The sequence below is a fragment of the Phormidium sp. CCY1219 genome, assembly GCF_055795085.1.
The window spans coordinates 1-14,789 of sequence record NZ_JAYFEQ010000434.1 but is presented as its reverse complement, the minus strand read 5'-3'; the positions used below and the strand labels follow the sequence as shown (position 1 = coordinate 14,789).

At 52.5% G+C, this 14,789-nt stretch carries 9 protein-coding genes; 4 read left to right on the top strand and 5 right to left on the bottom strand.

Features of this window, described 5'->3' with window-relative positions; translation table 11 throughout:
• Positions 1-58: 58 nt before the first annotated feature.
• From rpoB to rpsT, 4 genes are all read right to left on the bottom strand, one after another.
• Complete coding sequence (gene rpoB / locus AC0QH1_RS10125; RefSeq protein WP_324630963.1) at positions 59-3,361, bottom strand: DNA-directed RNA polymerase subunit beta; 3,303 nt, start codon at positions 3,359-3,361, stop codon at positions 59-61.
• A gap of 447 nt (positions 3,362-3,808) precedes the next feature.
• On the bottom strand, positions 3,809-4,585 hold the full coding sequence (locus AC0QH1_RS10120) for a TatD family hydrolase (RefSeq protein ID WP_324630962.1): 777 nt from the start codon (positions 4,583-4,585) through the stop codon (positions 3,809-3,811).
• A 235-nt stretch (positions 4,586-4,820) separates the two neighbouring features.
• The gene (iscB, locus tag AC0QH1_RS10115) at positions 4,821-6,110 is read right to left on the bottom strand and encodes an RNA-guided endonuclease IscB (RefSeq protein WP_324630961.1); all 1,290 of its coding nucleotides are present in this window, start codon (positions 6,108-6,110) and stop codon (positions 4,821-4,823) included.
• 727 nt (positions 6,111-6,837) lie between these two features.
• Positions 6,838-7,143, bottom strand: coding sequence for a 30S ribosomal protein S20 (gene rpsT / locus AC0QH1_RS10110; protein WP_324630960.1), 306 nt, complete (start codon positions 7,141-7,143; stop codon positions 6,838-6,840).
• Between the two features lie 216 nt (positions 7,144-7,359).
• Between rpsT and hisD the strand changes: the two genes are divergently transcribed.
• Entirely contained in the window at positions 7,360-8,661 is a 1,302-nt protein-coding gene (hisD, locus tag AC0QH1_RS10105) for a histidinol dehydrogenase (protein WP_324630959.1), read from the top strand.
• Between the two features lie 686 nt (positions 8,662-9,347).
• Positions 9,348-9,773 (top strand): universal stress protein, encoded by a 426-nt coding sequence (locus AC0QH1_RS10100; protein WP_324630958.1) that lies wholly within the window; start codon positions 9,348-9,350, stop codon positions 9,771-9,773.
• A 57-nt stretch (positions 9,774-9,830) separates the two neighbouring features.
• Here AC0QH1_RS10100 and AC0QH1_RS10095 read toward each other — a convergent pair whose 3' ends face one another.
• Positions 9,831-11,603: a ShlB/FhaC/HecB family hemolysin secretion/activation protein gene (locus AC0QH1_RS10095; protein WP_324630957.1), complete on the bottom strand. Its 1,773-nt coding sequence runs from the start codon at positions 11,601-11,603 to the stop codon at positions 9,831-9,833.
• A gap of 85 nt (positions 11,604-11,688) precedes the next feature.
• On the opposite strand from AC0QH1_RS10095, the gene AC0QH1_RS10090 reads away from it, so the two are divergent.
• Together AC0QH1_RS10090 and AC0QH1_RS10085 are read left to right on the top strand one after the other, a co-directional pair.
• Positions 11,689-11,925: a hypothetical protein gene (locus AC0QH1_RS10090; protein ID WP_324630956.1), complete on the top strand. Its 237-nt coding sequence runs from the start codon at positions 11,689-11,691 to the stop codon at positions 11,923-11,925.
• A 156-nt stretch (positions 11,926-12,081) separates the two neighbouring features.
• Positions 12,082-14,676: a CHAT domain-containing protein gene (locus AC0QH1_RS10085; RefSeq protein WP_324630955.1), complete on the top strand. Its 2,595-nt coding sequence runs from the start codon at positions 12,082-12,084 to the stop codon at positions 14,674-14,676.
• The last annotated feature ends 113 nt before the right edge of the window (positions 14,677-14,789 follow it).

The window sequence follows — 14,789 nt, the reverse complement described above, 5'->3', positions numbered from 1 at the left end:
TTTCCCCCGGTTTTTGCAGCCCCGGAAATATCCCGTTTATGCCAGGTTTATCTCTTTTTTATTCCTCCTCTTCTTCTTCTAGAGCCTCCTTCGATACCGACTCATAAGTCGGACGATTCGGCGCGCGACGGCTGGACACATCCGACATCAAATCTATTTCAATATCGCGACTGGTTCCATCATCTTGAGTCTGGACTTTATGCACCGCAATGTCCAAGCACAAAGACTGCAACTCGCGCATCAGTACCTTGAAAGATTCCGGCGTTCCCGGACGCGGGATAGCCTTGCCTTTAACGATCGCATTTAGCGCTTCATTGCGCCCCTGCATATCGTCCGACTTCACCGTTAGCAGCTCCTGCAGGGTATAGGCCGCACCAAACGCCTCCAGCGCCCACACTTCCATCTCGCCAAACCGCTGGCCCCCTTGCTGCGCCTTACCGCCCAAAGGCTGCTGCGTCACCAAGGAATAAGGCCCAGTAGAGCGCGCGTGAATCTTATCATCCACCAAATGCACCAGCTTCAGCATGTACGCCTTACCCACCGTCACCGCCCGGTCGAACGGTTCCCCAGTCCGGCCATCATAGACCAGCGTTTTCCCCGCATTCTCCGGGTCAAACAACCAATCCTTGCCGGTTTTCTCTTTCGCCTGATGCAGCTTGCCATGCACCGTCTCCCGAGACATCTGCTCGCCATACATCTCGTCAAACGGCACCACCTTAAACCGCACGTTCAGATTCTCCGCCGCCCATCCGAGCAAGCACTCGAAAATCTGGCCCACGTTCATCCGCGAAGGCACCCCCAGCGGATTGAGTACGATATCCACCGGGGTTCCATCGGGCAAATAGGGCATATCCTCCACCGGCAAAATCCGCGAAATAATCCCTTTATTCCCGTGGCGGCCCGCCATCTTGTCCCCCACCTGGATTTTGCGCTTCTGCGCCACATACACGCGCACCACCATATTCGCCCCCGGTGGCAGTTCGTCCCCCTGCTCGCGCGTAAACACCCGCACGTCCACCACCCGGCCTTTTTCGCCGTTTGGCACCCGCAAGGAATTGTCCCGCACGTCCCGGGCCTTCTCCCCGAAAATCGCCCGCAGCAGCTTCTCTTCCGGGGGTTGGTCGGATTCGCCCTTCGGCGTCACCTTCCCCACCAAAATGTCCCCGGACTCCACCCAAGCGCCAACCCGAATGATTCCCCCTTCGTCCAACTGGCGCAGGGAATCTTCCCCCACATTGGGGATTTCTCGGGTAATCTCCTCCGGGCCGAGCTTCGTCTGTCGCGCCTCAATCTCGAATTTTTCAATGTGAATCGAGGTGTACACGTCATCGTAAACCAGCCGCTCGCTAATCAAAATCGCATCTTCGTAGTTATATCCCTCCCAGGGCATATAGGCCACCAAGATGTTCTGACCCAGGGCCAGCTCTCCCCCCTCCGTGGAAGACCCATCCGCTAGCACCTGCCCCGTCACCACTTCGTCACCTTCAAAAACTAAAGGCCGCTGGTTCAAGCAGGTGTCCTGGTTCGAACGCTGGTACTTGGCGCACTCGTACTCGATTTGCTTGCCATCCGCAGACCGCACCCGGATTTTCGTGGCATCCACAAAGGTGACTTCGCCATCGGTTCGCGACACGATCGCCATCCCGCTATCCCGCGCCGCCTGGGCCTCCAGTCCCGTACCCACCAGCGGTCGTTCCGGCAGCAACAAGGGCACCGCCTGCCGCTGCATGTTCGACCCCATCAAGGCCCGGTTCGCATCGTCATGCTCCAGGAACGGAATCAAAGAGGTAGCCACGGAGATAATTTGCACCGGGGATACTGCTACGTAGTCCACGCGATCGGGCGTAGTCGTGGTGAAATCTTGCCGATAGCGCACCGCCACCGTATCCCCCAAAATATAGCCATCCTCCGACACCCGGATATCCCCCGGTGCCACCTGCAAGTCATCCTCCTCATCCGCCGTCATAAATATCGCCCCGCGTTCGCGCATTACCCGTCCGTCTTCCACCGGGTAAAACGGCGTTTCGATAAATCCATAGCCATTCACCCGCGCGTGGGTGGCCAGGGAACCAATCAGCCCCGCGTTCGGCCCTTCCGGCGTCTCGATCGGACAAATCCGCCCGTAGTGTGACGGGTGAATGTCGCGCACGGCAAACCCTGCCCGCTCCCGGGTCAAGCCCCCAGGGCCTAACGCGCTCAGTCGCCGCTTATGCGTCAGCTCCGCCAAAGGATTCGTCTGATCCATGAACTGGGACAACTGCGAAGAGCCGAAAAACTCCTTAATCGCCGCTACCAATGGCTTCGGATTCACCAAAGAAGCCGGGGTCAGGGAATCTGGCTCGGTCACTGTCATCCGCTCCCGGATAATCCGCTCTAAGCGATTTAAGCCCACCCGAACCTGGTTCTGCAGCAGCTCTCCCACGCTCCTCACCCGGCGGTTCCCCAGGTGGTCGATATCGTCGATTTGCCCGATATCAAATTCCAGGTTAATCAGGTAGTCCACGCAAGCCAGAATATCCGTCGGCGTCAGCACCCGCATCGTCTCCGGTACGCTCACCCGCAGCTTGCGATTCAGCTTGTAGCGTCCCACTCGCCCCAGGTCATAGCGCTTGGAGTCGAAAAACCGCGACTCCAGCAATTGGCTCCCCCCAGAAACCGTGGGAGGTTCCCCAGGGCGCAGCTTCTTGTAGAGTTCCATTAGGGCTTCTTCTTCGGTGAATTCGCCCTCTTTTTCGATGGTCTTTTGGAAGTATTCTGGGTGGCGCAAGGCATCGAAAATTTCGTTGTTGCTCAGCCCCAGAGCTTTGAGCAATACCTGCGCCGACAGTTTCCGCGTCTTGTCGATGCGGACCCACACTAGGTCGTTTTTGTCCGTCTCGAACTTCAGCCAGGCCCCTCGGTTGGGAATCAGGCTGGCGTTGTAGGTGCGTCGCCCATTTTTGTCGGTGTCGGATTTGTAGTAGACCCCGGGCGATCGCACGATTTGGTTGACGATGACCCGCTCGGCCCCGTTGATGATAAAGGTTCCCCGCTCGGTCATTAGCGGCAAGTCGCCGATGAAGACCTCTTGCTCCTTGATTTCGCCGGTTTCCTTGTTAATCAGCCGCGTGGGAACGTACATCTGCACCGCATAGGTGCTGTCGCGACGCTTGGCTTCGTCAACGCTGTATTTCGGACATTTGAGCCTGTAGTCTTTCCCCATGAAGTGAAGCTCGAGCTTACCCGTGTAGTCGGTAATCGGGGAAAAGCTATCGAGTTCTTCAATCAGTCCGTATTCCAGAAACCAGCGAAAGCTGGAGCGTTGGATTTCTACCAGATCCGGTAAGGTGAAAGCAGTTGCTGTTAGCTGTTGGTTCGTCATTTATTTTTTACCGAGAACGCTTTATTTCTATGTCAGGTGGCGTCAGCTAAAGGTGGGTTTCCAATCTCGTTTGTCAGGTGTCGTTTCTCATTTGTCCCCTGTCGGCTGTCATTTGTCCTAGGTCCAATGACCCGTTCCCCCACAACCCGTTACCACAGGAGCAACTGGCGGCTTGCAGTATTTCACGGTTTAACTCGTTGCTTGAAATAGAACTTACCCAGAGTAGATCTGCCTGTGCGTTGCTTGCTCTACCATCCGCTTGGCAAGGGGTGCGATCGCCATTTAGCTCCCTTTCGGAGAGTTCCCGAAGCTCGGGTAAATTTAATATTCTAGTTTTTTTGCGCTGTTGTGTCAATGGCTTTGTTGGGAGTTGCTGGGTCTTGTGCTTACAATTGCCAGCGCTTTCTACTTGCGGATCCTTTCCCCTTGGGGGAGGGTTGCGCTCTTCTAAATCAAGCTAAAAAGCCGATTGGCATTTTCGGTGGTTTCCGAGGCAAGACTCTCTAAGGAGACCCCCCGCAGCTCAGCAATTTTTTCGGCCACGTATCGGACATAGGCGGGTTCGTTCCGTTTACCCCGTTTGGGTACGGGAGCCAAAAATGGACAATCGGTTTCTACGAGCAACCTATCTTTCGGCACTTGGCAAGCTGATTCTTGGAGGGCTTTGGCATTTTTGAAGGTGACTATCCCGCTAAAGCTGATGTAGAACCCTAAATCCAGAAACCATTGGGTTTCTTCCGGCGTTCCTCCCCAGCAGTGCATGACTCCTTCGACCCTGCCATACTCATCCCAAAAAGAGCGCAATATCTGTGCCATCTCAAAAGCAGCATCCCGACAGTGAATGATGACTGGCTTATTCACCCGTTGGGCTATTTTGAGCTGCTCTACGAATACTTCTTTCTGCTGTTGGGGATTGTCTGCTTTATAAAAGTCCAATCCAGTCTCGCCGATCGCCACCACTCGTGGCTCCCTCAGCGCTCGAGTTGCGATCGTCTCTCCCATGTTGGCTGTCCACTGGTGCGCCTCTAAGGGGTGTAAACCCACGGCGAAGGACATTTCCGCAAAACGATCGGCTAATGCTTTAATGCTCGCAAATTCTTCTGGTTGGACACAGGAATGAACCAAACGCACAACCCCGGCTTCCCGCCATCGTTCGCGTACAGCCTCTATATCTTGCGCGAATCGATCGAAATTTATGTGAACGTGGGTATCTATCAATTGCATCGGTGTAGTCACTCTGGGGACGGAATATCCCACGGCTGCACTTTCAGAGTCTCCATATCGGAGGCGCTTGGGGCGCTTTGGGAGGCTCCAACCAGTGGATCCTTGGGTGGGGCCTCTTTACCTTTTACTGGAACGAGGGTTTCCTCGCATGAATATTCACGGAAAATACCTCGATACGTTTGGAAGCCCTGTCGCTTTAGCGCAGGGAGGAAAAACGAACGGCGACTTTAGTCGCCTATAGAGTATGAGCAAACGCATAAGCATAACCATCCCTTTTGTGAATTGGTTGGCAATACCTATGGCTAATTCCAGACACCCGACCCGATTGAGTCGTAATATCAAAGCTGCCGGATGCGCGACAGAGAACTCGCCCAACATAAGACCCAATTTTCTTGCCCTTAGTGACAATGGCAGTAACGATATCGCCAGTGCGAAATCCTTGATGAATTTGCACCCGCGAGCGGTGACGCTTTGGAAACCCAAACTTGTCAGTGCCACACATCTGTCGAGTCCCATGTCCTTTTGCTGCAATTAACAACGGGTTTGTAGTCAGGACTTTAAGTGAATCAATTTTCCCAACACTGGCAGCATCTAGCCAGTGGGTTTTGGGTAGGTTTAATCGAGTCCGATTAAACTTGGTTTGTCCCCCCGTGCCTGTCGCCACAGGTAAACCTGTTTGTTTCAGGGCATTGAACAACGCCCACCGGGTTAAATTGACGGCTGCCGCATCTTTGAGCGGTGATTGGGACTGCTTCAGGATACGGTTCAATAGGCTAGGCTTGCCTGATAAAAAGTCTCGAATGTCCCGATTGCTTTTGGATTGATTGCATGAGTGGCAAGCCAGGGTCAGGTTAGAGACCCGGTCAGTGCCTCCTTTCGACCGAGGATGAATATGCTCAAGTTCAAGTGGCAGATTTTCAGCTCCACAGTAAGCACATTTCCGATTCCATTTCTCTAATAAATATTCCCTGACTTCATAGCCTTGCAATTCCCCTTGCTGGTACTCAATGCCCGATATCTCAGGGTTCTGTATGAGTTGCAGGTCGAACCGTACTAGCTCTTGAGCAATGCGGGCAATTGGGGCTAGCCTGCGGAAGCGGTTAACCCATGTCATTGTGGTGTCTACCCGATGTTGTAGGCTAGGGGGAAGCCAACCTTTTGGACGAGTTCGATTCAGAAATCGAGCTTGGCGATAGCGGGTTTTGCGATTTCGCCTGCTTCGTCGTAATTGACGACGGGACAGCAGCGCATCCTTGATTTGCTGCCCTCGGTGTTCAAGCTCCGCCCCGAAGATTACCTTCGTACCCTGTACAACTGCAATTCCTGTGACCTGAGAACCCGGATCGAGTTTAAGTTCTAGGTCTTGTACGGGGATTTCTGGGTAGGCTTGTTTGAGTATGATGGTGAACGGATAACGGCGAAATACGGCGGCATTCCCTGTACTGAGGAGTCGCCGAGCTTTCCCCGGATGCACTCGGTCCAGTGGCCGCTTGTTGGTGTCTAAGACAAAGATAAAATTTGACATTGAATCTCCGTTAAACGGGTAATGTTCTCCTCGCCAATGTTTTTTGGGCTTGTTAGGCTAACGGCACTGCCTTACCCCTCCTAGGGCTGTTTAACCGTTAGCGACAGGGCGACAAACACCGAAAGCATTTGTCGGTGCCATGACCCTAAAAACTTAGCCCCCAAAGGGCTTAGGCTGGTCAGCTATTTGAAGCTGGAGGCATGAAGCCCCCGTGCTTCAGCCGGGGGTGCTGACAAGCTGCTTTACTCCTGGGTTTTCCTGGCGGTTTTCGGGATTTCCGCATCCGCCACTACCCCAAGGAGCGGATTTCGGTTGCGATCGCCGAGGGTGCAATTTGTCGTCAAACCTGCCCCAACATTTTCCCCAGCTCGCTTTTCTGGGATCCATACCTTTGGCTGACGATCTGTAGCAACGGCGAAATCAAGCTCGTTTTTAGCCGCGCGCCCTTGTCGATTCAGGGGGCTACGGTGCCACCGATGGAACCCTCGCAGGTGTTTTATGCAGCCATGAAAATTTTACCACCAGTCGCTTTTTTTTGCCTGATTTTTTCGGCATCAAACAGCTTTCCCGGTGGCGACTGCCTATGTTCTGGAGTTGTCAGGAGTTTGAGTCCTTCTGACAAACAGGGTGGTTGTCGTGACTCATGGCTGAGATTGCCCTAACCGCTGGAGACGGGCGATGGGACGCGCTTTCGCGCCACCCGCGACGCTTCCCCCTGAGTCACTTGCTAAGATGCGGCAGCAGTGGTTTCGCCAACGCTTTTGAGCGCTTTGGCTAGCTGCGATTTCTTCCGTGCCCCGTTGTTCCGATGCAGGACGCCTTTTTTGACGGCTTTATCAATTTTGCTGTAAGCCACATTCTTTCGGCTGTAGACTTCTTGGAGCAACTCGGGGTTGGGATTGTTGCGGTACTCTTCAATGACCGCAAAACAGTTCTTCATCAGGGTTCTCACCGCTGACTTGTAAGATTTATTACGCAAACGGTTGCGCTCGGAAATTTTGACGCGCTTGATAGCAGACTTGATATTAGCCACAGTTGATTCGCGAAAAACTCAATCGAAATAGTACAAACATACAAAATCCTAGATAATCTACTATAACACCAGATCTGGCGCAAATGCTGATGGAAGCGAAAATCCAGGTTAAGCTAGAGAAGAAGGGAAAGGAAAAGCCGTTGCATCGGTAGTCTCGGTTGATGTGGCGGATGACTTTCCCGGTCGGGCAACACCTGAAGATTACCTCCTAACTCCATGTTGCGAATCATTACACAGCTGGCTGAGGCAAAAGCTGAACTCCGGCGAATCTGCGATCGCACTCACGACGACCAAGTTGTCCACAAAGAGGCAACGGTGCGTGAGGTTCTACAGGCTGTCAAACGTCAAGGCGACCGAGCACTCCTGCATTATACGGCTGAATTCGACGCGCAACACCTCAAAGCCGAGCAGTTGCGCGTCAGTGGCTCCGAATTGGATGCTGCCTATCAGCAGGTTCCCAAGGAATTACTCGATGCGATTCGCCTCGCCAAATTTCAAATCGAGGCATTTCATCGACAGCGCATCCCCAAATCTTGGGTTCAATTTGGGGATGATGAAATTGTTCTGGGTAAACGCTATACCCCGGTGGATAGGGCTGGACTCTACGTTCCGGGTGGCACAGCGGCATATCCCAGTACAGTGTTGATGAATGCCATTCCGGCTAAAGTGGCCGGCGTGCATAGGATCGTTATGTGTACTCCTCCCGGACCCCAGAGTACGATAACCCCTGCCGTGCTGGTGGCAGCTCAAGAAGCGGGCATCCAGGAAATCTATCGCGTGGGTGGCGCTCAGGCGATCGCTGCTTTGGCTTACGGCACGGAAACCATCCCTAAGGTAGATGTCATTACCGGTCCGGGTAATATATACGTCACCTTGGCAAAAAAACAGGTCTACGGAACGGTGGGGATCGACTCCCTAGCCGGTCCTTCGGAAGTTCTGATCGTCGCCGATTCGAGCGCGAAGCCGGTGCATGTGGCGGCAGATCTGTTGGCGCAAGCCGAACACGATCCGATGGCTGCCGCCATTCTGATTACCACCGATTCTGGCTTAGCTCGCAAGGTGGTCTCGGAAGTGGACATGCAGCTTGTGGATCACCCGCGCCGCACCCTGACGGAAAAAGCGATCGCTCACTATGGCTTGGTGGTGGTGGTGGATTCTTTATCCACTGCAGCCGAACTCTCTAATGCGTTTGCCCCGGAACACCTAGAACTCGAAGTGGCTGAACCTTGGGATTTACTCGATCGCATTCGCCATGCCGGTGCCATCTTCCTGGGCAATTCCACTCCGGAAGCGGTGGGCGATTACCTCGCCGGCCCTAACCATACCCTCCCGACCTCTGGATCGGCTCGCTATGCCTCCGCCTTGGGGGTAGAAACTTTTCTCAAGCACTCGAGCCTGATTCAATATTCTCCCAAAGCACTCCAAAAAGTCGCGGGTGCGATCGACCAGCTTGCCACAGCGGAGGGTCTTTTCTCTCATGCCGAGTCCGTGCGACGGCGAACTCAAGACAATCCCTAAACTCAGCACTCGGTGGCTTTCCCAACCCACCCGCTTGCCACCGACTCCGTTCAGGGGTAGGCAAGTCCGCCCTTCTGGCTCTCGATCGCCTCCCCTCCTATGCCGATTGATTTCAGTCGGCTTTTTTATTTCCCCAGCTATCCGCCCCTCATCCCCCCATCGGAGGTGGCAACACCCTGGCAACTTTTCTTCCCTCTCCCGCGCTTTGCCGCGTTGCCCCTTCACCCCACCAGGGATTGAGGAAGACCGTGGCGAACCCCGATCGAGACCGCCGCGCGCCGAATCCGTCTCGATCGCCTAAAAATTCCCCTCCTGTTTCGCCTCCCCCAGGGGCGGTGCGGATTCGCCCTAGCCATTCTTTGGCTATAGACCTTTTTTAAGCTACCGCTCCCTCCACTGTCAAATCCCTGTGGTGCGAATCCCCACCCCTCCCCTCCCCTTTCTTTTCACAACCCCCTGGAATATTCTCCATGAACCACCACCCCTCCCTCAACAAAGCAACCCGCCTCAAAACCTCATAGAAGCGATCGCCTCGTAACTTCCCCAAGCGCAATTTTGTCAGAGAATACCGCTACACTATGCCTTGAACGAAATTGTTTCGGGAAAGACGGTTTCCCCCAAAAACCCTGCCTTTCCCCCAACACCCCCTTTTTCAGCCTTCAGCCAGCATTTAGGAGACATCTGTAGTGATTAATACAATTCTCGTGGCGCTTGATGCATCTGAGCTATCCGAGCAAGCGATCGCCACCCTTCATAACCTCAAGCTCGAAACCATGACCCAAGTCATCCTCGCTCACGCGATTGCCAATCATCACTCCGACTTGGATCTCGTTGTGGATAGACCCACCGCCGAAACCGAAGCATTGCCTTATCGCACCATTGAAAAGCAGCTCCAAGCCTATCAAGAAAAAATCCCCTGCAACAGCCAAATTGAAATCGTCAGCGGCGATCCAGCCGAAGAAATCGTGCGTTTAGCCAACATTTACCAGGCCGATCTGATTTTAATTGGAAACCGGGGATTAACCGGCATCAAACGCATTGTTGAAGGTTCCGTCAGTGCTCAAGTCGTCGCAGATGCACCCTGCTCGGTTCTGGTCATCAAGCCAAAATAGCATCGAGCGGATCGGTTGGACGACTCAACTTGTCCCGTTGCGCGGCGGGATATGCCCTTAAAAGGGGTAAACCTGAAATGAGAAAACCACCCCATTATCTTGCAAGGACTCCCCGCGACGCTCAATATCGCTGAGGGGAAACCCCCAATCCAACCGCGCGCTAAATCGCTCGTGCTGCCAGCGCACTCCCAAACCGCCACTGACCAATGTATTTGGAGAAGCCACCTTGCCGCTGGTTTGCCAAACCGTTCCCACATCGATAAATGGAGCCATTTGAATCGATCCCCACCCTTCGGGGTCGCGAACCAGTGGCACGCGCAATTCCAGGGATGCGATCGCCCCGTTGTCTCCCACTCTTTGATTTTGGCGATATCCGCGCACGGTATCGATGCCCCCAACACTAAACTGCTCCAGAGGCAACAAAGAATTCGGCGTTAGCTGAGTGGCAAAGCGCGCCACGCCGAGCACATCTCCCCCTAAATCTTGCACCCATTGAAACTGTCCCAACCAACTGACAAACTGACCGTCGGGTTCGTTGTCTCGTGCCGTCGCCCCTAACAGATCCAACCCCACGCTAAACTGCGATCGCGCCGCTAACACTAGCTTCGGCGTGCGCCTCACCCACTCTTGCGTCAATCGCAGGGCCGTCACCTTCGATTCTCCCTTTTCCGGTCCGGAGGAAAACGAAAACGGCATGTCCTCATACAAAAATGTCCGACTTTGACGCCAATCTGCCGCCACAGACAAGGCAAATTCCTCCTCGGAACTTTGCACGATCGGTTGCCGAAACCCGATCGAAACCGTCTGGGTGCGTCCCTCAATCTCCAATTCATCAAACGGATCTTCAATAATATTGCTGTCACTATTGCGATAGCGCAAGCTTAGGGTGCCATTGCGAGCATTCATCGGCACTTCGTAACGAATATCGTAATCATTCACCCCAGCCGTGCGACCATATTCCGCCCGAATCGCATCGCCGAAACCAAGCACATTATTGTGACTGAGGGCGGCACTATAGCGGATCGAACCCACAGTGGGGGAGTCGTAATTTTCTACCTTCAACACGCCAGACATCGCCGACGCCTCGGTAACGTTTAACGTCAACACACTCCGCCCGGGGGTGGTTCCCGCTTTTAACTGCGCCCGAACCGAACTCAAACGCGGGTCGAGTTGCAACAGTTGCAAGGCTTGTTCGAGGGCGTAGAGGTCGATGGGAGGATCCGCTGCTAAGCCAATGCGATCGCGCAGGTAGCTTTCTGTGAGTCGGTTCAATCCCTCAATCTCGATCCGTTCCAATTCCCCCTCTACTGCTTGAATCTCGATCGCTCCATCGGATACATCCTGGGGCGGCAAAAATGCCCCGGAGGTCACGTACCCATGCGCTACATACAAATCGGCTATGCTCATCCGAATCGCTAACAGGTCTTCAAATGTGGCCGATTTGCCTTCATAAGGACCGACTACGCGCTGGATTTCTTCTGGGGAAAATACGGTATTTCCCAACACTGTGACCTCGCGCACCATCACCGTTGTCCCGGGTGCGGATGCAGGGGTTTCTGGCGCGGTTTCCGGGGGTGTCACTGAGGGTGCAGGTTCGGTGGGCATTGGGGTGTCTGGCAAGCGCTCCCAATCCGGCGATTGCGGCTCTACGGTTCCTGGCGGAATCTGTGGAATGGTCTGAACCCATAACACCGGGGGCGGGGTTTCCATCCCCCGGACAAACTCACCGGGGGGATCGGTGCAATTGCCAGCCACGGTATTGGCGTTGAACGCAATCGAACCCGTAACTCCTCCGAGAAAAATGGCGATCGTGAATTTTATTTGTCCCATAAAACCCTAGGCGAGGATAGTATTTTTTTATAAAGTACAATGAGTCTCGGAAAACTCTGGAGTCTAACTTCAGTTAATTGGTGTAATGCTGCCTGTCATCTATTTATTCCTTTACTTGAAAAAGGCTAACACGATCGGCGAACAGTTCCCGATTCCCCGCCTGCTTACTGCCGAAAGGAATAGTAGGGTGCCAATTTGGTATGGCTTGCAGGCTGCACTTTCCTCTGCTTTGCCTATTTCTATTTCGGGGTATTTTATTTTAAAACAACCCGTTTTTGTCGGCTTTAATGCTCAAGGAATTTTCGATTTTCCTGAAATTTAGTCGGAGGACTATGATAAATAAATCGCCCATTTAACAATGAGATTAAAAATGAAGGGGATAAAAATGAATCGTAGATGCTTTCAGCCCTCTGGGTGCCTCTCTCGGCGTCGGCGCTTTGCTAAATCCCTGGGGTTATTTTTGGCAGGAGTTTTTTTGGTGGGTATTCTGGGAATATTTCCGGGGAAAGAATTCTGGGCGAGTGAATTTTTCCCCACAAAAGCCACCGGGGTGGAACTGCCGGTGGAGTCTCTGGTGCAACGGGGAATCGATCGCTATCACGCCGGGGAATTTGTCGGGGCGATCGCCCTGTGGCAAGATGCTTTATCCCAACTCGATGCCACGATTGGATGCGAGTCTGAAGTGGATTGCGCTGTGGTATATGGCAATTTAGCTCGCGCTTATCGCGAAATCGGACAGCTCGATCGCGCAATTCTCAATTGGCAGCAGGCATTTGAGATTTATCAAATACACCTGGAAACCCCAGGTGCCTCTCGAGAGGCGATCGCTATCGAGTTAGCCCGGTTACTCAGCGATCGCGCACAAGCTTATAACGAGTTAGGACAACATCAACAGGCAATCGAACTGTTGGCAAAAGCGCAAGACTATGTTAAAAATACCCCAGATTCTCTGACTGAAGCAGCCATTCAAGGTGCCCTGGGAAATGCTTATTGGGGTGCTGGGCAATACAAAGCCGCGATCGCCGCACTGACCGAGAGTTTAGAAATTTCTCGCAATTTACAGCATTCTGCTTACGTGGCAACTGCCTTAAATCATTTAGGAAATGTTTACCTCAGTCGCTCCAAACGCTTTCAATATCAAGCCAATGTGGCTAACTTAGAAGGGGATGTTTCGGAACGAGAGCGCTTGTTGGATCTAGCTGCCACCAACCTCCAATCCGCTAAAACCTCCTTCGAACAAAGCGCCAGTGAAGCCGCAACCATCGGCAGCATTAAACAAGTCACGGCGTTGTTAAATCTTAACCGCGTTTTGGCTCGATTATCCCGCGATTCCACCGTGGATTTTCGCCGGGAAATCAGGGAAAATCGCGATCGCGCTCTAGAGATTCTCGCCACTGCACCGGATTCTCGCGCTAAAGCCAGAGCTTTGATTAATATCGCTTCTTCGTCGCGTCTTTCCATGTCCTCGGAAAACCGCAAACAATTGTTAAACGCAGCGATAACTGTGGCGCAAAATCTCGGCGATCGCCGCACGGAATCTTTTGCCCTCGGTAGCTTAGGGCATCTTTACGAAGAGGCGGAGGACAATTCCACCGCTATGGAACTGACTCGACAAGCTGAATTTGCCGCGCAAGAAGTGCAGGCGGCGGAAAGTTTATATCGGTGGGAGTGGCAAGCCGCGCGCCTGTTCAAAGCACAGGGCAACATTGAAAACGCCATCTCTGCTTACAATCGCGCGATCGCTACCTTGCAAACTATTCGCAGCGATATTCTCGCCGCTAACCCGGATATTCAATTTGACTTTCGCGATGCTGTAGAACCGGTTTATCGCGAACTGATTGCCTTGCTATTAAACAGTAGCATGGAGCGGGAATTTTCCCCCAACCCGTCAACGGAAAATTTTTCCCGATTTTCTTCGCATTCAACCCTCGCATATTCTGCCCAAAATCAATCGAAAATTCACGAAGCTTTAAATATTTTAGATTCCCTTAAATTAGCTGAATTGCGGAATTTCTTTGGCGATGATTGTGTGGAAGTCGCACAAGACACTGCCGATAATCAGTTGGAGGCAGATGCAGCAGCAATCTACTCGGTTATTTTAGGCGATCGCACGGAACTGATTTTAGAATTACCCGGAAATTCCCAACAACCGCCTCTGCTGAAACGCTATCCCATAGAAATTTCCGCCTCCGAATTACAAGCTAAAATTAATCAGTTTCGGGAATTTCTCGAAAAACGCTCTACCTATGAATATATCACCTACGCTCAAAACTTATACGACATTCTCATTCGTCCTTTAGAACGGGATTTAATCCTGGCTCAACCGAAAACATTAGTATTTATTCACGATGGAGTTTTGCGAAAAGTGCCGATGGCAGCGCTTAATGATGGAGAAAAATTTTTAATCCAAAAATATGCGATCGCTACCACTCCCAGTCTCAGCGTCACCACCAATTCCTCCCAAAAATCTCGACAGCTCAAAGCCCTAACATTGGGTTTAACCGTTGCAATTCCACCCTTTTCCGCTCTCAACAATGTAGCCACCGAAGTAGAGCGAGTCAATTCTATTTTAGGCGGCGCTAAACTGCTCGATGAAGAGTTTACCACCACTCGATTGGTCGAGCAATTAGAAAAAGGCGAGTATCCTATCGTTCATATGGCCACCCACGGCAAATTTGGTGTAGATTCGGACAATACTTTTTTGCTTTCTTTTGATTCTAAAATTACAATTGAGCAAATCGATAACCTGTTGCGTTCCTATCGCGATCGGCAACAGCCGGTGGAACTCCTAACCCTCAGCGCTTGTCAAACCGCAGCAGGTGACGATCGCGCTGCCTTGGGTATTGCTGGAGTGGCAGTTCGCGCCGGGGTCGAAACCGCTTTAGCCACTCTGTGGTTCATTAACGACGCCGCCACCGTTCCGCTGATTGAAGAATTTTACACTCAGCTACAACAACCCAACATTTCTAAAGCACAAGCCCTCCAAAAAGCTCAAATTAAAATGATTGACAACCTCGCTTACAACCATCCCGCCGTGTGGTCGCCGTTTATTTTAATCGGCAATTGGCAATAAAATTGGTCATTGGTCAATTGTCATTGGTTATTGGACAAAGGAGAAAGGAGAAAGGAGAAAGGAGAAAGGAGAAAGGAGAAAGGAGAAAGGAGAAAGGAGAAAGGAGAAAGGAG